The following is a 21877-nucleotide window of genomic DNA, read 5'->3' on the forward strand; positions in this document are numbered from 1 at the left end:
TATGTGTATTTTAGAATGCTGCCTGTAGGTATGCTGCAAACCAATGCTTATCTGCTAGGATGTGAAAGAACAAAGAAGTGTCTAGTTATTGATCCCGGGGATGAGGGTGAAAGAATTCTCCATACAGTAAATACTGATGGATACAAATTAGAAAAGATAATTAACACACACGGTCACTATGATCATATAGGTGGTAATAGCATAATTAAAGAAAAAACTGATGCACAAGTATGCATTCATGAAGCAGACAAGGAATTTTTAGAGGATGAAAAACTTTGTTTAAGTTCGTGGATTCCTAATGCACAAAAGCTGGTTGGTGCTGATGTTTTGTTGAAGGAAGGAGATGTTATAACCTTAGGTGATATTGCTTTAGAGGTTATACATACTCCAGGCCATACACCGGGATGTATTTCATTAAAGGGACATGGCTTCTTATTTACAGGTGATACACTTTTTGCAGGCTCTATTGGGAGAACTGACCTGCCAGGAGGAGACTATAAGATGATTATTAGATCGCTTAAGGAAAAGCTAGCTCCCCTGGACGACAGCTTATCTGTATATCCTGGACATGGACCCCAATCTAATTTGGGCTACGAAAAGAAAAACAATCCTTATTTTTAATAAGATGAACTACTATGTAAAATTTTCACCAGAGAATCTGGATAAGACTATTGAAGATATATTTCTGCTATTTTTTCCAAATGAGCAGATCAGGGCTTGGAAGCCAGGAAACCAATGTCATTTTGAAGTAAACTACAAAGTTAATGACCAGGAAATTGCTGTTGAAGCAATAAGCCATTGGCAAAGAGAAATAAGAATAACAGAGACAAGAGAAGAAAAAGAATATGAAGCTCGCAGTCAATTTAGAAGATTAGTCAGGTTAACTTTTTACAAGCTTATGCTTAAACTGTTCAATGAGGAACCAAAACCATGGGGCATTCTTACAGGTGTCAGACCAACTAAAGTTATCCATCGCCTTCTGGATAACAATTTAATGGGAAAAGAGTTGGACAACTATCTTAACAAGGAATTCTATATTAATAAGGATAAAATTGACCTTGTTAAAGAAGTGGCTCTGGCCCAAAGAAAGTTATTTAAGCAAATTAGTAAAGACCAAGCTGGTATCAATATTTATATTAGTATCCCCTTTTGTCCATCAAGATGCCTTTATTGTTCATTTCCTGGTTATGAGATTAAAAAGTTTAAAAAAAGAATAGCCAGTTATTTAGAAGCATTAAAAAGAGAAATAAAAGAATTTTATCAAGCCGCGGAATGCGTGGATATTAATGTTGATTCTTTATATATAGGAGGAGGAACTCCGACAGTTTTGAGTGCTTCCCAGCTTGAAGAGCTATTATACATAGTTGAACCTTATGTTAGTCGTTATAATGTTAGAGAATATACCCTTGAAGCAGGTAGACCAGACACTATTGACAAAGAAAAGCTTTATCTAGCAAAAAGCTATGGAATAACTAGAGTAAGTGTAAATCCTCAAACCATGCAGCAAAAAACTTTAGGTTTAATAGGCAGGTGTCATGATATTTCTCAAATCCATGAGGCAGTAGCTCTGGTGCAAAAGCTTAACCTAAAGCTTAATATGGATCTTATACTAGGACTTCCAGGTGAGGATGCACAATCAGTTATTGATACAGTTGAAAAGGTTATTAATCTTAAGCCCCAAAACATTACAGCTCATACCCTGGCAATAAAGACTGCTTCAAAGCTTAGAAAGCTAGAAGTTCATCTTCCCACTGCTATAGAAGTCTCTGAAATGCATATTGCAGTAAATAAAGCCCTTAGAGACCAAGGATACAAACCATACTATCTATACAGACAAAAAAGAATTTTAGGTGACATGGAGAACACAGGCTATGCTTTGGAGGGGGAAGAAAGCTGGTACAATATAATGATAATGGAAGAAAGGCAAACTATAATTGGTTTTGGTGCTGGTTCAGCATCTAAATTTATAAATAAAGCTAACCATGAGATTCATGGGGTTTATTATAATCCAAGGGATTCAATAATATATGGACAAAGAGAAAATCTAACTAAAGACAAAATAAATTTATTGTGTTCATTGCTTAAGGAGGAAAAAAGATGGCAATAACTGCGGAGAGTATAGCTGGTTTAAAAAGGAGTCATCATTGTGGTCATGTAAACAAAGGAAGCTTGGGCCAAAAAGTCACTCTTATGGGATGGGTTAATAGAAGAAGAGATCATGGCGGATTGATTTTTGTTGACCTTAGAGACATTACAGGAATGGTACAGGTTGTATTCAGTCAGGATGTTGATCAGACAGCTTTTAATAAGGCTGAAGATGTGAGGAATGAATTTGTTATAGCAATAAGAGGTGAGGTGCGTCCCAGGCCAGAGGGAACGGTTAACCTTAATTTACCTACGGGAGAAATTGAAGTATATGCAAGTGAACTTAGGATACTTAACCCAGCAAAAACCCCACCCTTTTATATTTCCGAAAATATAGATGTGGATGAGAACCTTCGATTAAAATACAGATATCTGGATTTAAGAAGGCCTGATATGCAACGGATTATGATCTTAAGGCATAAGGTTAACAAGGCAATTCGTGATTTTCTTGATAAGAATAATTTTCTTGAACTTGAAACCCCAATGCTTACCAGAAGCACACCAGAGGGAGCCAGGGATTACCTGGTACCCAGCAGGGTACATCCAGGCAGGTTTTATGCCCTGCCCCAATCCCCACAGATATTTAAACAGCTTCTAATGGTCTCTGGTATGGATAGATACTTTCAAATTGTGCGCTGTTTTAGAGATGAGGACCTAAGGGCCGACAGACAGCCAGAATTTACCCAACTGGATATGGAAATGTCCTTTATAAATGAAGAGGACATTTATAAGCTTTTAGAGGAAATGATGGCTTACGTAGTTCAAGAAGCAATTGGAGTTACAATACCTACTCCCTTTTTACGTCTCACCTATGAAGAGGCCATGGACAGATATGGGTCAGATAAACCAGACTTAAGATTTGGTATGGAGCTGAAGGATGTTTCACATTTAGTAGCAAACTCAGGTTTTAAGGTGTTTGCCAATGCAGTTGAAACAGGTGGCCAGGTAAAGGCAATTAACGCATCAGGCTGTGGGAATTACTCCAGAAAAGAAATTGATGATTTGACCAAATTTGTTTCCATATATGGTGCAAAGGGTCTAGCCTGGATTATTGTTGAAGAAAATGGTGTAAAGTCACCAATTAGCAAATTTTTTACAGAGCAGGAGCTGAAACAAATTTTAAAGGTTCTTGAGGCTAAACCAAATGATTTGCTGCTCTTTGTAGCAGATAAGCCAGGTATAGTAGCAGATTCACTAGGACATTTAAGGGTTGAGCTGGCAAAAAGGCTTGATTTGTTAAATGAACAGGAATTAAAATTTGTCTGGGTTACCCGTTTCCCATTATTGGAATATGATCAAGAGGAAAAACGTTGGATTTCCATACACCATCCCTTTACATCTCCAGTAGATGAAGATTTGGAAATTTTAGAATCAAACCCAGGTAACGTAAGAGCCAAAGCTTATGACCTGGCCCTTAATGGACTTGAATTAGGTGGTGGAAGTATTCGAATTCACAGCAGAAATATTCAAGAAAGCATATTCAAACTTTTAGGATTAGATAATGCTGAGACTGAAAATAAGTTTGGATTTATGCTGAAAGCCTTTGAGTATGGAACACCTCCACATGGTGGAATAGCATTGGGAATGGACAGAATGGTGATGCTTTTAGCAGGCAGGTCCAGCATAAGAGACGTAATTGCTTTTCCAAAAACTCAAAGTGCTTCAGATCTGCTGACAGAAGCACCATCAGAAGTTGACCAGGCCCAGCTTCAAGAGCTCTGTATTCAAACTGTTATACCTGAAGAAGATGAATAGTAGAGGGGATTAATAATAGTGAGATTTACAAGAACTGAAATGCTGTTGGGATTAAAAGCAATGGATGAGATAAAAAAGAAAAATGTCCTTGTACTTGGAATAGGAGGAGTCGGCAGCCACGCTGTTGAGGCCCTTGCAAGAACCGGTGTGGGAAGCATAGCAATGGTTGACCATGATGTTATTGCAGTCACCAATATAAACAGACAGCTTCATTCCATGGAGAGTACTATTGGCAGACCAAAGGTAGAAGCAATGGCTGAGCGGATTAAGGATATAAATCCAGATTTACAGGTAAAGGCCTTGCAGGAATTTTATACACCAGATAGGGGAGACTATTTCATAACTAGTGATTATGATTTTGTGATAGATGCAGTTGACAATGTGTCTGCCAAGCTCGATATCATAACGCGCTGCAAAAGAAATGGCATTCCCATCATTTCAAGCATGGGTGCTGGCAACAAAATAAGCCCGCTGACCCTAACGATAGACGATATTTCTGAAACAGCAACCTGTCCTTTAGCTCGTGTAGTGCGGAGGGAGCTAAGGAAAAGAGGCATTGTAGATGGTGTGCCTGTGGTATATTCACCTGATAGTCCCGTACAGCTAAAACAAGAGACTGCAGAAAGGGTTCCACCTGGGAAGAATTCAATTCCTGGATCTATTTCATTTGTTCCAGCAGTGGCTGGTTTTTATCTGGCATATTATGTAATTGCCAAATTTGTAGATTCTGTGAATGATCATTCTTATAATAATTAAGAACTTGCTTCAAATAATTATATATAATATAATCTGAGCTAGGTAAGTATTCCCATAATGGAAAATTTCCATGACAACTTGCTTATAAATTTAAAATAACATCCTGAAAGGAGAGAATTGAAGATGGCAAGTGATAAAATAATAAAAATTGAAGATAATAACTTTGAGTCAGCAGTTCTAAATTCCAAGGAAACTGTTCTAGTTGATTTTTGGGCTGCCTGGTGTGGGCCTTGTAGGATGATAGCACCAGTTATTGACGAAATAGCAGAGGAGCTGGCTGGAATAATAAAAGTAGGCAAATTAAATGTTGATGAGAATCCCCAGACTCCTACTCAATTTGGAGTAATGAGCATACCTACTCTTATTATATTTAAGGGTGGAGAAGAAGTTGAAAGAATAGTAGGATTTAAAACAAAAAATGAGCTTTCAGCACTACTAAAAAAGTATGCTTAAATATTAAATAAGTACAGATGTTAAAGCTTTCAGTTGCCTATACCTGGATAAGTGTATAGATGATTGAAAGCTTTATAGTTGAAGGATGGATTAACATGGATTTATTTTCCTTTTCTAAAGAACAAAACTTAAAAAAATCATCACCTTTAGCTGTTAGAATGAGACCCAGGAATCTTGATGAGTTTATTGGCCAGGAACATATCCTGGGCAAGGGCAGGTTTCTGAGGAGAGCCATTGAAGCAGACAGGTTAGGTTCTATTATTTTCTATGGTCCACCAGGAAGCGGGAAGACCACCCTGGCAAAGGTCATATCCAATCTTACGAAATCTAATTTTCAAAGCTTGAATGCTGTCACGTCAGGTGTTGGAGATTTAAGACAAATCATTAAAGCAGCAGAAGAAAGACTAGGAATGTATAATGAAAAAACAATACTTTTTATAGATGAGATACATAGATTTAATAAATCACAGCAGGATGCACTACTTCCATCTGTGGAAGATGGTACCTTAACCCTTATTGGGGCCACTACAGAAAACCCATACTTTGAAATTAATGGCCCCCTGCGGTCCAGGTCAAGAATATTTCAACTAGCATCATTAAATGAAGAGCAGATGGAGGACATTATTAACCTGGCCTCAAGAGATGAAGAAAGGGGCCTTGGCAAATACAGGTTTGATTTAAGCAAAGACGCCATGGAGCATCTAATAAAATGCTCTGGTGGTGATGCAAGAATTGCTCTTAATTCCCTGGAGATGGCTGTGCTTACCACCCCTCCAAATAAAGATGGGGTTCGCCTGATTGATTTAACAGTAATTGAGGATTGCCTGCAAAGGCCGAAAGTTAGCTATGACAAAAAGGGGGACTACCATTATGATGTAATATCTGCCTTTATCAAGAGCATTCGCGGTTCAGATCCCCAGGCTGCCATCCACTATCTGGCCAGGATGCTTGATGCAGGTGAGGACCCTAGATTTATTGCACGAAGAATGATAGTCCATGCCTCAGAAGATATTGGCATGGCTGATCCACAAGCACTTCAAATTGCTGTTGCTGCTTTTAATGCTTTGGAATTTGTAGGAATGCCCGAGGCAAGAATTAATCTTGCACAGGCTGCCATACATCTGGCATTAGCACCTAAAAGCAATTCAGTTATTACTGCCATAGATGGTGCTTTACATGATGTGAGAAAGGGGGAAATTGGTGAAATACCAATTCATCTTGCTGACAGCCATTATAAAGGAGCTAAAGAGCTGGGAAGGGGAGTTGGATATCTCTACCCCCACGACTTCCCAGACAACTGGGTAAAACAGCAGTACCTTCCCGATAAATTAAAGGATAAAAAGTACTATATACCAAAGAATAAAACTGAAGAAAAGGGATAAATTAATTCCGAGTAAAAAACTTTGGATTAGCCATTGACATTTTGGTAAAATCTATTAGTATATTAATATAGAATATACCCAAGTATTTTACTTGGTTTTAAAGTGGAAAAGTGGGGTGTTTCCATGAAATTATCCACCAGGGGAGAATATGGATTAAGGGCAATGTTTGAACTTGCACAATTTTATGGTGACGGACCTATTCCCCTTAAACTAATAGCTGAGAGACAATCTATATCTGAACCATATTTGGAACAGCTTTTTGGCAGCTTGCGTAGAGCAGGATTGGTAGAAAGTACAAGAGGAGCTCAGGGAGGATATAGTCTGGCCAAAAAACCAGAGGATATATATGTTGGTGATATTATACGTACACTTGAGGGACCAATAGGCCCCATGGATTGTGTACATGAAGATATAAATACATGTGACAGGGCTGGAGGTTGTGTAACCAAGATAGTTTGGGAAAAGGTTAGAGACAGCATAACCCAGGTTTTAGACTCCATAACCCTGGCAAATATGTGTGATGAAGCTAACAAACAGGAGGAATTGAGATGAGAAAAGTATATTTAGACCATAGTGCTACTACACCAGTTCGAAAAGAAGTTGCCGACCTGGTGGTAGAATATATGGTCGACAAGTTTGGCAACCCCTCAAGTATTCACAGCTTTGGCAGAGAAGCCAGGAAAGCTTTAGATGAGGCCAGGGAGAGGCTTGCTAATCTCATTGGTGCAGAGCCCAAGGAGATATATTTTACTAGTGGAGGCACGGAATCAGATAATATTGCAATTCTCGGTGCAGCCTTTGCCAATAGTAAAAAAGGTAAACATATTATAACGTCTGCAATTGAGCATCATGCTGTAATGGATCCCTGTAAATACCTGGAGAAACAAGGATATGAAGTAACTTATCTACCTGTAGATGACCAGGGTATTATTAGTATAGCAGATTTAGAAAAAGCAATAAAACCAGAAACCATTTTAATAACCATCATGCATGTAAACAACGAAATTGGTACAATTCAGGATATTGGTCCAATGGCTAAATTGGCAAAGGATAAAGGCATTCTATTCCACACAGATGCGGTACAGAGCCTGGGCAAAGTTCATGTTAATGTCAATGAATTAAATGTAGACATGCTGAGTGGTTCTAGTCACAAGATATATGGACCCAAGGGTGTTGGTGTTTTATATATAAGAAAAGGTGTTAAACTTGACAGCATCATGTATGGCGGTGTTCAGGAACGCAAGAAAAGACCAGGAACAGAGAACTTAAGTGGTATAGTAGGTTTTGGGTTAGCTGCAGAGCTTGCAGGAAAAGAGATTGATGAGGAAAATGACAAGCAAAGCAAACTTCGGGATAAGTTAATAAATGGTATTTTAGAAAATATACCCCATACAAGATTAAATGGCCATTCAGAAAAGCGAATTGCAAGTAATGTTAACGTAAGTATTGAGTTTGTTGAAGGTGAATCATTATTGTTAAGCCTGGATATGAGAGGAATAGGAGCATCTAGCGGATCAGCTTGTACTTCCGGTTCTCTAGATCCATCCCACGTACTATTGGCAATGGGTTTATCCCACGAAATTGCCCATGGTTCACTGAGGATGACTCTAGGGAGAGAGACCACAGAAGAAGACATTGATTATGTACTAGAGGCACTTCCTCAGGTTGTAGATAGGTTAAGAGCAATGTCACCATTATATAATAAAAAAAAGTAGCCTTAAGGGGGAGAAAAATTATGTATACAGATAAGGTAATGGAGAACTTTACAAATCCAAAAAATGTTGGGGAGATTGAAGATGCAGATGGAATAGGACAGGTGGGTAATCCTACTTGTGGGGATATTATGAAAATGTATATTAAGGTTAAAGATAATGTAATAGAAGATATTAAGTTTAAAACCTTTGGATGTGGAGCAGCAATTGCAACAAGCAGCATGGCAACTGAACTTGCCAAGGGCAGGACCATTGAAGAAGCTGAAAAGCTTACAAACAAGGAGGTTGCAGAGGCCTTAGGTGGTTTGCCTGGAACAAAAATGCACTGTTCCAATTTAGCTGCTGATGCATTACGCAAGGCAATTGAGGATTACAAGTCAAAGCAAGCAAAAAATAGGTGATGAATAAAAAATGCAAAAAGTATTAGTTGCCATGAGCGGCGGTGTAGATAGTTCTATTACCGCCCATTTATTAAAAGAAAAGGGTTATGAAATAATTGGTGTCACCATGCAAATCTGGCCTGAGGACCAGCCTCCTGCTGAAAATGAGGCAGGCTGCTGCAGTCTTAGTGCTGTTGATGACGCAAGAAGTGTGGCTAATAAACTGGGAATACCTTTTTATGTAATTAATTTTAGAAGCATTTTTAAAGAAAAGGTTATTGACTATTTTATAGAAGAGTACATGCAGGGACGAACTCCCAACCCTTGTATCGCATGCAACAAATTAGTAAAGTTCGATGCCCTTCTTGATAAGGCGCTCCAATTAGGTTTAGATTTTATAGCCACCGGCCATTATGCTAGGATTTACTATGACCAGGATAGGAAAAGGTACTTAATGAAAAAGGCTGTAGATTTAAATAAGGACCAAACCTATGTGCTTTATGGTTTTACCCAGGAACAGTTAGCTAAAACCCTCATGCCCCTTGGTGATTTTACTAAACCAGAAATTAGAAATATAGCACAAGAACTAAATCTAAGGGTTGCAAACAAGCCAGAGAGCCAGGAGATTTGTTTTGTTCCTGATAACAATTACAGAAATTTTCTTCAAAGCAAGGTAGAAACCATAAAAAAGGGATCATTTATTGATATTCACGGAAATAGAATAGGGACCCATGAGGGGATTCCCTTCTATACAATTGGCCAAAGAAAGGGCTTGGGATTAGCCCTTGGATATCCAGCCTATGTGGTGGATATAGTGCCGGAAAAAAATGCAGTAGTTATAGGCAAAAAAGAAGATGTTTTTTCCAATGGACTATATTCATATGATAACAATTTTATTTTATTCGATAGTCTTCAGGAACCAATGGAAATTCAGGCAAAAATCCGTTATAAATCTGAACCTGTAAGTGCCATTATTTATCCAGAGGAAGGAAGAATTAGAGTAGAATTCGCAGAGCCTGTAAAAGCCATTACTCCCGGTCAAGCAGTAGTATATTACTTAGACGATCTGGTAGTGGGCGGAGGTACCATTGGTGAAAAGATATAATACTATAGTAAATTATTTTGAGAAATGCGTTGCCTGCAAACGCATTTTTTTTATATTATCTGGAAAGAATATTTAATAAATGGAAACTTTTATGAGTATTAAACATGTATAAATCAAATGAATTAATAGAAAAACCAGTCATTTCTCTAGAAACGGGCAAACAAATTGGCTTTATAAAGGATTTAATAATTTCCTGGAATGAAGGCATTGTTAAATATCTCTATTTGGAAACTGGTGGTATTCTCAACAAAAATGATACTGCCATCCCATTAAAAAACTTTAAAAGGCTTGCGGGAGATTGGGTTCCCCTGGTAAGACTGGAAGCTTTAGAAGAAATTCATGAGGATGGAGAAAGGTGGAGCAATTATCGGGGACGAAAAATAATTTCTAACTGGGGACGCGAAATAGGATTTTTGGCTGAAATTATATTTTCCTTTCCAGACGGAAAAATAGATTGTATTGAGATTTCAGATGGACTTCTGAAAGATTTTATTAATGGCAGAGAAAAGGTTCATCTTAAAGCCTTTGAAACCCTTTCTGATAATATGATTATTATAAAAGAGAATTTAGGAGGTGATAAATGATGAAGAATTGTCCAGTATGTAACGGTAGGGCAGTAGGAAGAGTGGCCACAGATCAATTCTACTGCTGGAACTGCCTAATTGAATATGATGCTAATAGCAAAATATATGAAGTAGAAGAGGATGGTTCATTAACAAGTGTATAATAACTCTTTGAGGTGATGGTTAAATGTGGGGCTTTGTTGTAAAATCAAAGGACAGAGCAAGGTTGCAGGCAGAGGTAAATGAATTGATGAGAAAGTAATATGAATGTTAAATTTTTAAATTTTAGTAAAAGAACCAGGAGGGTTCTTCTATTAATAGGGGCACTATTATTAGGTGTATACTTCTTGTATATTGTAAGAGTAATCCTGCCTCCCTTTATACTAGCCCTTGTATTAGCTTATCTATTAAATCCCCTGGTAACAAACCTAGAAAAGAAGGGCTTCAAGAGAACCTTGGCTATTTTAATTGTATATACCTCTGTGCTTGGGGGTATCACCCTTATTATTATCTATGCCTTTCCTGTTATAGCAAGAGAGATTGATAAGTTTTCAAAAATGGTTCCTGTCCTGACTATACAACTCCAGGAATCAATCACTAACTTTTATGAAAACTATCAAAGAGTTCAGATACCTGAGAGCTTACGTCAAGTAATAGACGATACCATTAGCAATTTTGAACAGTTTCTCATTGCTAGTCTGGATGCATTTGCAGAAAGAATATTAGGAATATTTTCAGGCCTGGTTATAATTTTGCTATCACCCATACTGGCCTTTTATATTTTAAAGGATAAAAATATCCTTGGTGAGAGAGTAATGGGATTATTCCCAGCAGCACTTCGGAGGGAGGTGTCTCATCTTTGGAAGGAAATAGATAGGATATTAACAAAGTTTATAAGAGGACATCTTCTAGTAGCATTTTTAGTAGGCCTAATGATGGCCGTTGGTTTGACAATAATTGATGTTCGATTTGCCATTCTTTTAGGAATTATCTCAGGCCTATTTGATTTAATTCCCTATTTCGGCCCAGTATTAGGAGCTTTGCCTGCTTTTATCATGGCATTGTTAGATTCACCTATTAAGGCATTATATGTTTTAATATTAATGGTAGCTGTTCAGCAAATAGAATCTAATATATTATCCCCTAAAATATTGGGGGAAAGTGTTGGACTTCATCCTCTAACAGTTATTTTTGTTGTATTAGCAGGGGGACATCTATTTGGATTGCTGGGACTTTTAATAGCAGTTCCCGTTACAGCAGTAACCAGAATAATTATAAACTACTGGGTGGATAAGATGATGAATTAGAAATTACGACAGGCAAATGAGATATTCCAGTACAATTGACATGATTGGTTATATTTAGGTATAATATACGGGACATTAGTACAGAGTGTTACCTCGTCCATGTCTTAGCTGGTGACGGGGTTTTATATATTTTACTTATCAAAGATATGGGTTGAAGGAGTGATTTGGTTGCAGGGCAAGGAAATTAGGGAGGCTTTTTTAAACTATTTTGCTGATAGGGGACATAAGATTGTAGAAAGTTCGTCTCTTGTACCACATAATGATCCTACATTACTTTTTACAAATGCCGGCATGGTTCAGTTTAAGGATGTTTTTACCGGTATTGAAAAAAGAGATTATTCAAGGGCTGTTACTGCTCAAAAGTGTGTTAGGGCAGGTGGAAAGCATAATGACCTTGATACAGTAGGAAGAACTGCAAGGCATCATACTTTTTTTGAAATGATGGGTAACTTCTCCTTTGGAGATTATTTTAAAAAGGAAGCCATTGAATACGCATGGGAATTTTTGACTTCAATGATTAAGCTGCCTAAAGATAGGCTGTGGGTCACAATTTATTTGGATGATGATGAAGCCCATGATCTATGGATTAAGAATACAGATGTACCACCAGAAAGAATCATTCGTTTAGGAGAAAAGGATAACTTCTGGGCCATGGGGGATACGGGACCATGTGGGCCATGCAGTGAAATAATCTTTGATAGGGGAACCATGTATTCATGTAAAAGTCCAGACTGTGCCCTGGGAGTTTGTGATTGCGATCGATGGCTTGAAATCTGGAATCTTGTTTTTATGCAGTTTGAAAGAGGTCAGGATGGAAACCTTACACCCCTTCCCAGACCAAGTATAGATACGGGAATGGGGTTAGAAAGGGTTGCATCTATTCTTCAAAATGTAGATAGCAATTATGATACAGATTTGATGAGGCCCCTAATAAAATGGGTGGAGAAGCATACCGGCAAGGAATACTCACCTGGTGAGACAGGATTTCCCTTTAGGGTCATTGCAGATCATGCCCGCTCCTGTACTTTCCTTATCGCTGATGGCGTTTTACCAGGCAATGAGGGAAGAGGCTATGTTTTAAGAAGAATATTAAGGCGAGCAGTTAGATTTGGAAAGGTAATAGGAATAGATAAACCATTTTTAAATAAAATGGTATCAGAAGTGGGCAGTATTATGGGCAAGGCTTATCCACAAATAGTAGAAAAACAGGAGCATATTGAAAAGATAATAAAGCTTGAAGAAAAGAAATTCCATGAGACAATAAATGAAGGAATGAAAATGGCCAATGACATAATTACTTCTGCTAAAAAGTCAGGAAAAACACATATTTCTGGCCATGATGCCTTTGTATTATATGATACCTTTGGCTTTCCTCTTGACCTGACCAAGGACCTTGCAGAGGAAAATAATATGGAAGTGGATACTGAAGGCTTCCAAAAAGAAATGGAAGCACAAAGACAAAGAGCAAGGGCTGCTCGAGAGGATGCAAAGGGTTGGGATTTTTCAGCTGCATTTATTGGTGCATTAGGTGACATAGGAAAAACAAGGTTTATTGGGTATGGACAAACCACCAACGAAACCAAGGTATTATCAATTATTATTGGAGAAAAATCTGTAGAAACTGCTGCTGCTGGTGATGAAGTCTTTGTGGTACTTAAGGAAACACCCTTTTATCCTGAGGGTGGTGGTCAAATAGGCGACCAGGGAGATATTGTCAGTGAAAATGGCAAGATACATGTAATTGACACTAAAAAGCTTCCGGACGATAAGATTTTACACATTGGGAAAGTAGTTGAAGGAAGCATTAGTGTAGGCAGCAAGGTTGATGTATCAGTAGACAGCCATAGAAGATTAAATACTGCCAGGAACCATACTGCCACACATCTACTACATCAAGCTTTGAGAGATGTCCTTGGAGATCATGTTAATCAAGCAGGATCTTTGGTAACGCCACAACGTTTGAGATTTGACTTTAACCATTTTGGAGCAGTAACTAATGAAGAACTAAAAGAAATTGAGGATATGGTTAACAGGCAGGTTTTATTTGGAAGTCAAGTTAAGTTCTTTGATACTTCACTAGAGAAAGCCAAAAAGCTTGGTGCTGCTGCCCTTTTCGGTGAAAAGTATGGTGAAGAGGTAAGGGTTGTTCAAATAGGGGATTATAGTCTTGAACTCTGTGGGGGAACACATGTAGAATCTACCTATGAAATTGGTGTTTTCAAAATTGTAAGTGAAGGTGGTATTGGCTCAGGCTTAAGAAGAATTGAAGCAATCTCAGGCCCAGAGGCATTAAATTATTTAAATACAATGGAGTCGATTACAAAAGAAATAAGTAAAGCTCTAAAAACAGACTCTGAACATATAGTTTCAAAAGTTGACCAGCTTATTCTTGAAAACAAGGAAAAAGTAAGGGAAATTGAAAAGCTTTCTGCAAGATTGGCAAGCTATCAATCACAAAACCTCTTTGATAATATTATAGATATAGAGGGAGTAAAGCTCCTGGCAGCAAAAGTTGATGCCAGAAACATGGATGCCCTTAGGAATATGGGAGACACTTTTAGAAACAAAATACAGTCTGGGGTTATAGTTCTCGGGGCTCCCATAGAAGATAAGGCCAGCTTTATTGTTATGGCAACCAAGGATGTTATTGATAGAGGTGTTCATGCAGGTAATACTATTAGGGAAGTTGCCAAAATTGCCGATGGCGGTGGTGGCGGCAGACCTGATATGGCACAGGCAGGAGGAAAGGACCCTTCAAAAATTGAAGAAGCTTTAATGGCTGCAAAAGACATAATCCTAGGTCAAATTAAATAGTATATTATGTTATTTTTTCTTAGTATAAAGGAATAATAATTATAGGTGCAGAAGTAATAAAAAAAGTGCCTATTCTGGGGAGGGAAAGGAATGGGAAATAACGATATGGATCAAACCATGATGTTCAAGGTAAAAAAAGAAGATGAATTAAAGGCCAGGGACATTTTGGTTCAGGTTCATGAAGCGCTTAAAGAAAAGGGCTACAATCCCATAAACCAGCTAGTTGGGTATCTCTTATCTGGGGACCCTGCATACATTACCAGCCACAATAATGCCAGGGGTCTTATCAAAAAGTTAGAAAGAGATGACCTTTTAGAGGAATTGCTGATACATTATCTAAACAAAGAGTAAAAAGGTCAATAAACCCTGTGAGTTTGTCATGGGGTTTATTTTCATGTAAGGATGTGATAGCTGGGTGTTGTATACAACTCTTGGTAAAACAGGTATTAAAGTTTCAAAGATTTGCTTTGGTACCCTTACCATTGGTCCATTGCAAAAGAATTATAGCATAGCCCAGGGAACAGAAATCCTAAAAAAAGCAGTTGAAAAGGGTATTAATTTTTTTGATAGCGCAGAAATATATGAAACATATTCCTACCTTAATAGATTATTAAAGGAAATTAGCACTCCTGTAATAATTGCTAGTAAGTCTTATGCGTATACATTTAAAGGAATGATGGCTAGTATAGAAAAAGCTAGAAGGGAAATTAACAGGGATTATATAGATATTTTTCTTATGCATGAACAAGAATCCTTTCTAACTATTAAGGGGCACTATCCTGCCTGGGAGGCCCTACTAGCAGCAAAGGAAAAGGGCATTGTTAAGGCTGTCGGAGTATCAACCCATTATGTGCAGGGCGTATCTGCTGCAAAAAAATTGGATGGCATTGATATTATACATCCCATAGTAAATTATAAAAGTCTGGGTATTGTTGATGGAACAGTTGAGAACATGCTTCAAGAAATAAAAAGTGCAAAAGTTCAGGGTATAGGAATATATGCCATGAAAGCTTTAGGTGGAGGCAATCTTGCTGGTAATTACCTAGAGGCGTTGCAATATGTTTTTGCTATAAAAGAATTAGATTCTGTTGCCCTGGGAATGCAGGATCCTTTAGAAATACATGCAAACTGCATGATTCTTAATAGAATTAAGATTCCAGAAGACCTGCATATAAAACTTCTTAAAAACGACAAAAGGCTGCGTGTTGAACCATGGTGTAACGGTTGTGCTAAATGTGTAGAAAAGTGCAGTCAGAGGGCTTTAGCCTTAAATGTCTTTGGGGAGCTAATAGTGGAGCATGAAAAATGTATTTTATGTGGTTACTGCTCAGCAGTATGTACTGATTTTTGTATAAAAGTATTTTAGGAGGTAATTTGTTAATGGCTAGAATAGCTGGTCTAGATATAGGTGAAAGAACAATAGGAATAGCGGTAAGCGACTTGCTGGGCATAACAGCTCAAGGTCTTGATACAGTCAAAAGAAGCTGCATGGAGGAAGATTTGAAGCAAATAATTAGTATATTAAAGGATTACGATGTCACTTTTGTAGTAGTAGGCCTGCCAAAGAACATGAATAATACCCTTGGGCCTTCTGCAGATAGAGCTAAGGAGTTTGGCAATGAGCTTGCCAAAAGGACTGGTCTTGAAATAAAGTATTGGGATGAAAGATTAACTACAGTGAGTGCCCAAAGGACTCTTCTTGAAGGAGATGTCTCCAGAAAAAAAAGGAAGCAGGTTGTAGACAAAATTGCAGCAGTAATGATTTTGCAAAATTATATGGATAGTACAATTCGCTAATTATGAAGAATTTGTATAGATTTGCCTTTTAAGAAGGAGTTATTACAGTAAATTACGAAACTAAGACAACAAACAACCTATCCTAAAAGGGAGGATGATTATTGTGGCTATCTGTACTACTTGTGGAATGGAAGTGCCAGATGATGATTTATATTATATTGGTGGTCGTGTAGTTTGCGAAAAGTGTTCTTTAGAGCAGCTTGAACCTCCAAAGCCCTGTAGTGGTGGAATTGGCGGACCATCATATAATAAAGAGTAAAGTCAAAAAAGTAATAGGGGGATAACGTCCCTCTTTTACTTTTTGTAAGTTTACCACATGACTATCCCCACTATCTTAATTATTCTGTTTTCCAAAAGACTACTGCCACTGTCTTAGATGGGATTGTGGCGGTATGAAGAATCTTGTTTATTTCAATTGACAATTGGAAATAATAACAAGCATATACTGGACAAAAATCAATAACAAAAGGTATAATTGTCAAGACTAAAAAATCATAAAATCAAGTAAAGGCGGGGTTTAAATATGACAGAACACAATGAAAACATGGAAATGGATAATACCATTACTTTAGTAGATGAGAATGGAGAAGAAATAGAGTTTGAGGTAATAGACATGATACAGGTTGATGAAGAAGAATATGCTATACTGTTGCCAAAGACAAAGGATGGTGTTGGGGAAGAAGCTATAATATTAAAGGTTGGAATTGATGATGAAGGGGAAGAAATACTTTATGAAATTGAAGATGATGATGAATGGGAAATGGTTGCTAACATATGGCAGGAAGGTTTAGAAGAAAGTGAAGATACCCAGAACTAACCTTGTAGAAATAAAAAGAAATATGTATAATAGGTTGAGTAAAAGCTTTTGGGAGTGATTTTAAATGGAACCTAAAGCATATATTCAACCTAAAACTTTTAAAAAGACAAAATTAATAGTTTTAGTGCTATTACTAGCTGCGGTGCTGGTATTTCTGTATGGCTTGATTAAAATAGAACAGTTTAAAGGTCCTGTTGAAAAGGACAACTACCAATATGTTGTGGTTGACATAAAAAATAACACCGGCACAGCTCAGATAGCCCAGCAGCTATTTGATAATGGTTTAATCCACAACCCTGTATTCTTTAGATTATTTGTGAGAAATCAAGGCTTGGATAGACACCTTAAGGCCGGAAAATATGATTTAAGTCCATCAATGTCATTGCCTGAGATAATAGATAGGCTTCAAAGGGGACAATTAAATCTAATTTCTTTTACTATTCCCGAAGGCCTTACCCTTGAACAAATAGCAGCCTCTCTTGAACGACAAGGTGTAGCTGATGCTCAAGTTTTTCTTAGGCTAGCTGAGGAAGGGGATTTTATTTTTCCCTGGATGGATGAGCTTCCTGAAGGCCCCTTAAGGTTTGAAGGCTTTCTGTTTCCTGACACTTATAGAATACCAGAAGGCTTTTCTGAAGCAGGCATAATTCAGATGATGCTTGATAGATTCAAGGAAGTTTATTCAGAGGAATATAAGGCTAAAATGAATGAACTGGGTATGAACATATTAGAGGTTGTGACCCTAGCCTCCATAATTGAACGAGAAATTAGAAAACCTGAAGAACAGGTCCTGGCATCAGCAGTTTTTCATAATCGACTAAACAGGAAAATGAGGCTTGAGTCATGTGCTACTATTCAGTATGCATTAGGTGAGGTCAAGGAGGTGCTCTTATATAGTGATCTTGAAATAGTATCACCATATAACACTTACCGAAATGATGGATTACCCCCAGGGCCAATTGCAGCACCAGGTAAGGGGGCAATTCATGCAGCCCTCAACCCTACAGATGATGACTATCTTTTCTTTGTGGCAAAACCAGATGGCTCACATCATTTTAGTAAAACTCTTAGAGAACATGAGCAGGCCAAAAATAGATATTTAAGATAGCTTTAGCGAATAGACCCTTTTCCCTTCACGGAAATACAAAGGGTCTATTCTGTGATATCATATTTTTCCTCAAAAGAGGGTGACCAAATGGATACTATACTTTTAACAGATTATCTTAAAACCTTTGTACCAAAAAGGGATTCTCTTCTTAAGCAGATGGAGCAGGAAGGGCTAGAGGATAAAATACCCATTGCTGATCCTCAGACTGCAGGGCTGCTTTACTTACTAGCAAAAATGCATAACAGTAGAAGGGTTCTAGAGATAGGAACTGCTACTGGTTACTCAACCATTTGGCTTGCAAGGGCAGTTGCTCCCCTTGGCAGGGTTACTACAATAGAAATTAATCACCTTCGTCATAGAAGGGCGAGGGAGTACTTTCAACGGGCAGGTCTAGACAACATCATTACTGCCTATCTGGGAGATGCTTTGAACATATTGCCCCAATTACCAGGTGACTTTGATTTCATCTTTATGGATGCAGCAAAGGGTCAGTACATATCCTTCTTTGATTATGCTTATAAGCTACTGGTGCCAGGGGGAATTCTAGTAGCAGATAATGTATTGTTCAAGGGCATGGTGGCGACAGGTGCAAAATATCCTAGAAGAAAAAGAACTCTAGTGGTCAGGCTAAGGAAATTTTTAAGAATGTTAAATAATCATCCTAACCTGGTTACGTCCATATTGCCCCTGGGAGATGGAGTAGCTCTATGTTTAAAGGAAAGGAAGGAATTGTCTTGAAAAAACCAGAACTATTAGCACCTGCCGGAGATATGGAAAAATTAAAATTTGCCTTGCTTTATGGAGCAGATGCTGTTTATTTAGGTGGAAAACAGCTTGGCCTGCGTGCCTCTGCAGGAAATTTCACCTTAGAAGAGATGCAAGAGGCAGTTGACTATACTCATTCATTTAATAAAAAGGTTTATGTAACTGTTAATATACTTGCCCATAATGATGATTTGGAGGGCATAGAGGAATATCTTTTAAAATTAGAAGCTATAAATGCAGACGGTATAATAGTTTCTGATCCAGGAATAGTAAAGATAGCCAGAGAAGTTGTTCCGCAGCTTCCTATTCACCTGAGCACCCAGGCAAACACCACAAACTGGGCAGCTGCAGACTTCTGGAAAGACTATGGTATAAAAAGAATAGTACTTGCCAGAGAGCTGTCATTGACAGAGATTGCAAAAATTAAACAAAAAGTTGATATAGAAATTGAAGCTTTTATCCATGGAGCCATGTGTATGGCTTATTCTGGAAGGTGCCTTTTAAGCAACTTTTTAGTAGGCAGGGGGGCTAATCAAGGGGAGTGTGCCCATCCCTGCAGATATAAGTATCATCTTATTGAAGAAAAGAGGCCAGGGCAGGTTATGGAAATTCAGGAGGATGAAAGGGGCAGCTATATTTTCAACTCCAAGGATTTATGTATGCTAGAAAATATCCCTGCCATGGTAAAAGCAGGGATAGCTTCTCTAAAAATAGAAGGAAGAATGAAAAGTATACACTATGTTGCTACAGTAGTAAAGGCTTATAGGCAGGCAATAGATTCCTATTGCCAAAGCCCCGAAACTTACACCCTGGATGAAAAGCTCCTTGAAGAGGTAGGCAAAGTAAGCCACAGGGAATACACTACAGGCTTTTATTTTAATAAAATTACATCTGATGATCATAACTTTGAGACATCCGCTTACAAGCATACTTACGATTTTATAGGCATTGTAATTGGTTACGATAGTAGTAAAGGACAGCTTATTGTAGAACAAAGAAATAATTTTGGCGTGGGAGACAAAATCGAGCTCTGCCCTCCTAAGGGTGAGAATAAGGAAATGATTATAAAGGCAATGTTTGATGACAAAATGGAGAAGATTGCTAAAGCTCCACATCCTCAACAGTTAGTGTATATACCTTCACCTGTAATGTTTCCAGAAGATACTCTTATTAGAAGGAGAAGAACATGACCTTAGACAGAGAAATTTCTATTCTTGTGCAGGTGGCAATAAGAGATATTGATTTACTAAATAAAATAGTTGAAGGTCATGAAGGCATAGCCCTTGTTACAACGGAGGATGCTCACCATGGATATGTTAGGCTCCACACGGCCCAGTCTAGTAAAGCATATCTTTTAGAAATATTGGAGACCTTTCCCAGGGAGATTAAAATTATAGATATAACTGAATAAGTTTTCTGCCTTCCGTCAAATATATACATGAATGGAAGGTGTTTTTTTATGAGAAGATTAAAAAACAGGTTAGGCATAGTACTCCTGGTATTGGTTTTTGCCTTTAGTCTTTTATTAATAAGGTTGGTATATTTACAGCTTATTAATGGTAATGAATTACGTCAGCAGGCTTTTCAAATGCAGAATAGGTATATAAGTTCTGAGGAGATTCCCAGGGCAGACATAATTGATAGAAATGGAATAAGTTTGATAGGTAGTGAAGTAAAAACAAGAGAGGCTATGATTACCAGTGACCGTAGGGTTTTTATCAGTAATGAACCACACGAGTTGATACCAGTATCAGATTTTGGTGAGCATCAGATCTTTTCAATGCCAATCATAATGCGTTATGGCAAAGATTCTCTTGCACGCCACCTTATTGGTCATTTGGCAGATGGACGGGGAGCTACGGGTTTAGAACGGATTTATGATGATTATCTCATAAGTTCTTCAAGGTATCTTTGGAGGATTGTTCTGGATGGCAGAGGAAATATTATCCCGGGCTTAAGCTTTCAAATGGAGGAAAGAGACGTTCCACGTAACCAATTGGTATTAACCATCCAAAAAGATATCCAGGAGGCAGTAGAGGATGTAATGGATTATCATAAAATATCTGGAGCTGTAGTGGTCATGGATCCCCTTAATGGTGATTTACTTGCAGTAGCCAGCAGACCAAACTACGATCAGAATAATCCATTACCTACCCAAGGGACTAGTCTTTTAAACAAAGCATTCCAACACTACTTTCCAGGCTCAATATTTAAAACCTTTATAGCGGCAGCTGCTTTAGAGGAAGGCTTGGTAACACCTACAGATGTTTTTCATTGTAACGGAGTCTATATATTTCCAACAGGTCTAAGGATTAACTGCTGGAATAGGGAAGGACATGGAAATATTAATTTAATTGAGGCAGTGGCATATTCATGCAACCCAACATTTATAGATATTGGGTTAAGAGTGGGAAGACAAAATATACTAAAATATACTGAAAGGTTAGGATTGACAGACAACAGTATAATGGGTTACCCACAGAATCTGGTTAATCAGATAAATATTGATTATGGACCAGGTAAAATTGCAAATGCTTCCCTCGGCCAAGAAGGGATTATGATTACACCGGTACAAATGGCAGTTCTTATATCAGCCGTTGCAAATGGAGGGTATGCTGTTACTCCTCGGGTTGTTATGGAGATTAGAGACCAGGACGGTAAACCTGTGCAAAAAATAATTTCAGTGCCACCCTATAGGGTCTGGTCAGACACTACTGTTTCCTCTCTTCAAGATATGCTCTATGCTGTGAATAGGTGGGGTACAGGAATAAATGCCTGGATTAATGAAGTACCATCGGCTGGTAAAACAGCCTCTGCTGAAACAGGCAGTGGCTTAAATGCATTATTCTCCGGGTATTTTCCCATAGATAATCCAAAATATGTAGTTGTAGTTGTTGTGGAGGGTGGCAGAAGCGGTGGTGCTGATGCAGCACCCATTTTTAAAGAAATAATGCAAAAAATTAAAACACAATAATAATACTCCCATCTTTAGTAAAGACTAAATTAGAAGAATTTTAT

The 21877-nt window shown here is 38.0% G+C and carries 24 protein-coding genes; all 24 read left to right on the forward strand.

The window, feature by feature from the left end:
- The first annotated feature begins 3 nt into the window (after positions 1 to 3).
- The 24 genes from K364_RS0119680 to K364_RS24945 all read left to right on the forward strand — a co-directional run bounded on the left by K364_RS0119680 (position 4) and on the right by K364_RS24945 (position 21833).
- Complete coding sequence (locus K364_RS0119680) at positions 4 to 621, forward strand: MBL fold metallo-hydrolase (protein ID WP_028309426.1); 618 nt, start codon at positions 4 to 6, stop codon at positions 619 to 621.
- Positions 569 to 2107 (forward strand): coproporphyrinogen dehydrogenase HemZ, encoded by a 1539-nt coding sequence (gene hemZ, locus K364_RS24940; RefSeq protein WP_084296122.1) that lies wholly within the window; start codon positions 569 to 571, stop codon positions 2105 to 2107. The genes K364_RS0119680 and hemZ overlap by 53 nt, the downstream gene beginning before the upstream one ends.
- On the forward strand, positions 2098 to 3900 hold the full coding sequence (aspS, locus tag K364_RS0119690; RefSeq protein WP_035270420.1) for an aspartate--tRNA ligase: 1803 nt from the start codon (positions 2098 to 2100) through the stop codon (positions 3898 to 3900). The genes hemZ and aspS overlap by 10 nt, the downstream gene beginning before the upstream one ends.
- Positions 3901 to 3918: 18 nt before the next feature.
- Positions 3919 to 4656 carry a tRNA threonylcarbamoyladenosine dehydratase gene (locus tag K364_RS0119695; protein ID WP_277995619.1) on the forward strand — a complete coding sequence of 246 codons (738 nt, stop codon included), beginning with the start codon at positions 3919 to 3921 and terminating at the stop codon, positions 4654 to 4656.
- A 123-nt stretch (positions 4657 to 4779) separates the two neighbouring features.
- Positions 4780 to 5109: a thioredoxin gene (gene trxA / locus K364_RS0119700; RefSeq protein ID WP_028309429.1), complete on the forward strand. Its 330-nt coding sequence runs from the start codon at positions 4780 to 4782 to the stop codon at positions 5107 to 5109.
- A gap of 95 nt (positions 5110 to 5204) precedes the next feature.
- Positions 5205 to 6491: a replication-associated recombination protein A gene (locus K364_RS0119705; protein ID WP_028309430.1), complete on the forward strand. Its 1287-nt coding sequence runs from the start codon at positions 5205 to 5207 to the stop codon at positions 6489 to 6491.
- Between the two features lie 123 nt (positions 6492 to 6614).
- Positions 6615 to 7043, forward strand: coding sequence for an RrF2 family transcriptional regulator (locus K364_RS0119710; protein WP_028309431.1), 429 nt, complete (start codon positions 6615 to 6617; stop codon positions 7041 to 7043).
- Positions 7040 to 8206, forward strand: a complete 1167-nt coding sequence (gene nifS, locus K364_RS0119715) for a cysteine desulfurase NifS (protein ID WP_028309432.1) — start codon at positions 7040 to 7042, stop codon at positions 8204 to 8206. The genes K364_RS0119710 and nifS overlap by 4 nt, the downstream gene beginning before the upstream one ends.
- A 20-nt stretch (positions 8207 to 8226) precedes the next feature.
- Positions 8227 to 8604 carry a Fe-S cluster assembly scaffold protein NifU gene (gene nifU / locus K364_RS0119720; RefSeq protein WP_028309433.1) on the forward strand — a complete coding sequence of 126 codons (378 nt, stop codon included), beginning with the start codon at positions 8227 to 8229 and terminating at the stop codon, positions 8602 to 8604.
- 10 nt (positions 8605 to 8614) lie between these two features.
- Positions 8615 to 9688, forward strand: coding sequence for a tRNA 2-thiouridine(34) synthase MnmA (gene mnmA / locus K364_RS0119725; RefSeq protein ID WP_028309434.1), 1074 nt, complete (start codon positions 8615 to 8617; stop codon positions 9686 to 9688).
- Between the two features lie 104 nt (positions 9689 to 9792).
- Positions 9793 to 10272 carry a PRC-barrel domain-containing protein gene (locus K364_RS0119730; protein ID WP_028309435.1) on the forward strand — a complete coding sequence of 160 codons (480 nt, stop codon included), beginning with the start codon at positions 9793 to 9795 and terminating at the stop codon, positions 10270 to 10272.
- Complete coding sequence (locus tag K364_RS26860; protein WP_156946537.1) at positions 10269 to 10415, forward strand: hypothetical protein; 147 nt, start codon at positions 10269 to 10271, stop codon at positions 10413 to 10415. Before K364_RS0119730 ends, K364_RS26860 begins: the two co-directional genes overlap by 4 nt.
- Positions 10416 to 10514: 99 nt before the next feature.
- Complete coding sequence (locus K364_RS0119740; RefSeq protein ID WP_028309436.1) at positions 10515 to 11558, forward strand: AI-2E family transporter; 1044 nt, start codon at positions 10515 to 10517, stop codon at positions 11556 to 11558.
- A 168-nt stretch (positions 11559 to 11726) separates the two neighbouring features.
- Positions 11727 to 14372 (forward strand): alanine--tRNA ligase, encoded by a 2646-nt coding sequence (gene alaS, locus K364_RS0119745; protein ID WP_028309437.1) that lies wholly within the window; start codon positions 11727 to 11729, stop codon positions 14370 to 14372.
- 90 nt (positions 14373 to 14462) lie between these two features.
- Complete coding sequence (locus tag K364_RS0119750) at positions 14463 to 14723, forward strand: IreB family regulatory phosphoprotein (RefSeq protein ID WP_028309438.1); 261 nt, start codon at positions 14463 to 14465, stop codon at positions 14721 to 14723.
- A 64-nt stretch (positions 14724 to 14787) separates the two neighbouring features.
- Positions 14788 to 15738 carry an aldo/keto reductase gene (locus K364_RS0119755; protein ID WP_028309439.1) on the forward strand — a complete coding sequence of 317 codons (951 nt, stop codon included), beginning with the start codon at positions 14788 to 14790 and terminating at the stop codon, positions 15736 to 15738.
- Positions 15739 to 15752: 14 nt separating this feature from the next.
- Positions 15753 to 16169: a Holliday junction resolvase RuvX gene (ruvX, locus tag K364_RS0119760; RefSeq protein ID WP_035270423.1), complete on the forward strand. Its 417-nt coding sequence runs from the start codon at positions 15753 to 15755 to the stop codon at positions 16167 to 16169.
- 103 nt (positions 16170 to 16272) lie between these two features.
- Positions 16273 to 16428 carry a hypothetical protein gene (locus K364_RS26865; RefSeq protein ID WP_156946538.1) on the forward strand — a complete coding sequence of 52 codons (156 nt, stop codon included), beginning with the start codon at positions 16273 to 16275 and terminating at the stop codon, positions 16426 to 16428.
- 264 nt (positions 16429 to 16692) lie between these two features.
- Positions 16693 to 16986, forward strand: coding sequence for a DUF1292 domain-containing protein (locus K364_RS0119770; protein ID WP_028309441.1), 294 nt, complete (start codon positions 16693 to 16695; stop codon positions 16984 to 16986).
- Between the two features lie 64 nt (positions 16987 to 17050).
- A complete protein-coding gene (gene mltG, locus K364_RS0119775) occupies positions 17051 to 18094 on the forward strand; it encodes an endolytic transglycosylase MltG (protein WP_028309442.1) in 1044 nt (347 codons plus the stop codon).
- A gap of 87 nt (positions 18095 to 18181) precedes the next feature.
- A complete protein-coding gene (locus tag K364_RS0119780; protein ID WP_028309443.1) occupies positions 18182 to 18832 on the forward strand; it encodes an O-methyltransferase in 651 nt (216 codons plus the stop codon).
- Positions 18802 to 20049 carry a peptidase U32 family protein gene (locus K364_RS0119785; RefSeq protein ID WP_242841758.1) on the forward strand — a complete coding sequence of 416 codons (1248 nt, stop codon included), beginning with the start codon at positions 18802 to 18804 and terminating at the stop codon, positions 20047 to 20049. Before K364_RS0119780 ends, K364_RS0119785 begins: the two co-directional genes overlap by 31 nt.
- Positions 20046 to 20270 carry a DUF4911 domain-containing protein gene (locus tag K364_RS0119790; RefSeq protein WP_028309445.1) on the forward strand — a complete coding sequence of 75 codons (225 nt, stop codon included), beginning with the start codon at positions 20046 to 20048 and terminating at the stop codon, positions 20268 to 20270. The genes K364_RS0119785 and K364_RS0119790 overlap by 4 nt, the downstream gene beginning before the upstream one ends.
- Before the next feature lie 48 nt (positions 20271 to 20318).
- Positions 20319 to 21833, forward strand: coding sequence for a peptidoglycan D,D-transpeptidase FtsI family protein (locus K364_RS24945; protein ID WP_051534259.1), 1515 nt, complete (start codon positions 20319 to 20321; stop codon positions 21831 to 21833).
- The last annotated feature ends 44 nt before the right edge of the window (positions 21834 to 21877 follow it).

The sequence above is a fragment of the Desulfitibacter alkalitolerans DSM 16504 genome (assembly GCF_000620305.1).
GTDB lineage: Bacteria > Bacillota > DSM-16504 > Desulfitibacterales > Desulfitibacteraceae > Desulfitibacter > Desulfitibacter alkalitolerans.

What these genes read in the sequence shown, in the direction of transcription:
- K364_RS0119790 (WP_028309445.1), top strand. Translation starts at nt 20,046, where the DNA reads ATGACCTTAGACAGAGAAATTTCTATTCTTGTGCAGGTGGCAATAAGA.
- K364_RS0119785 (WP_242841758.1), top strand. Translation starts at nt 18,802, where the DNA reads ATGTTTAAAGGAAAGGAAGGAATTGTCTTGAAAAAACCAGAACTATTA.
- nifS (WP_028309432.1), top strand. Translation starts at nt 7,040, where the DNA reads ATGAGAAAAGTATATTTAGACCATAGTGCTACTACACCAGTTCGAAAA.
- K364_RS26860 (WP_156946537.1), top strand. Translation starts at nt 10,269, where the DNA reads ATGATGAAGAATTGTCCAGTATGTAACGGTAGGGCAGTAGGAAGAGTG.
- mltG (WP_028309442.1), top strand. Translation starts at nt 17,051, where the DNA reads ATGGAACCTAAAGCATATATTCAACCTAAAACTTTTAAAAAGACAAAA.
- K364_RS0119780 (WP_028309443.1), top strand. Translation starts at nt 18,182, where the DNA reads ATGGATACTATACTTTTAACAGATTATCTTAAAACCTTTGTACCAAAA.
- K364_RS0119750 (WP_028309438.1), top strand. Translation starts at nt 14,463, where the DNA reads ATGGGAAATAACGATATGGATCAAACCATGATGTTCAAGGTAAAAAAA.
- aspS (WP_035270420.1), top strand. Translation starts at nt 2,098, where the DNA reads ATGGCAATAACTGCGGAGAGTATAGCTGGTTTAAAAAGGAGTCATCAT.
- K364_RS0119710 (WP_028309431.1), top strand. Translation starts at nt 6,615, where the DNA reads ATGAAATTATCCACCAGGGGAGAATATGGATTAAGGGCAATGTTTGAA.
- K364_RS0119730 (WP_028309435.1), top strand. Translation starts at nt 9,793, where the DNA reads ATGTATAAATCAAATGAATTAATAGAAAAACCAGTCATTTCTCTAGAA.
- ruvX (WP_035270423.1), top strand. Translation starts at nt 15,753, where the DNA reads ATGGCTAGAATAGCTGGTCTAGATATAGGTGAAAGAACAATAGGAATA.
- K364_RS0119770 (WP_028309441.1), top strand. Translation starts at nt 16,693, where the DNA reads ATGACAGAACACAATGAAAACATGGAAATGGATAATACCATTACTTTA.
- K364_RS0119705 (WP_028309430.1), top strand. Translation starts at nt 5,205, where the DNA reads ATGGATTTATTTTCCTTTTCTAAAGAACAAAACTTAAAAAAATCATCA.
- mnmA (WP_028309434.1), top strand. Translation starts at nt 8,615, where the DNA reads ATGCAAAAAGTATTAGTTGCCATGAGCGGCGGTGTAGATAGTTCTATT.
- trxA (WP_028309429.1), top strand. Translation starts at nt 4,780, where the DNA reads ATGGCAAGTGATAAAATAATAAAAATTGAAGATAATAACTTTGAGTCA.
- K364_RS0119740 (WP_028309436.1), top strand. Translation starts at nt 10,515, where the DNA reads ATGAATGTTAAATTTTTAAATTTTAGTAAAAGAACCAGGAGGGTTCTT.
- K364_RS24945 (WP_051534259.1), top strand. Translation starts at nt 20,319, where the DNA reads ATGAGAAGATTAAAAAACAGGTTAGGCATAGTACTCCTGGTATTGGTT.
- hemZ (WP_084296122.1), top strand. Translation starts at nt 569, where the DNA reads ATGGACCCCAATCTAATTTGGGCTACGAAAAGAAAAACAATCCTTATT.
- nifU (WP_028309433.1), top strand. Translation starts at nt 8,227, where the DNA reads ATGTATACAGATAAGGTAATGGAGAACTTTACAAATCCAAAAAATGTT.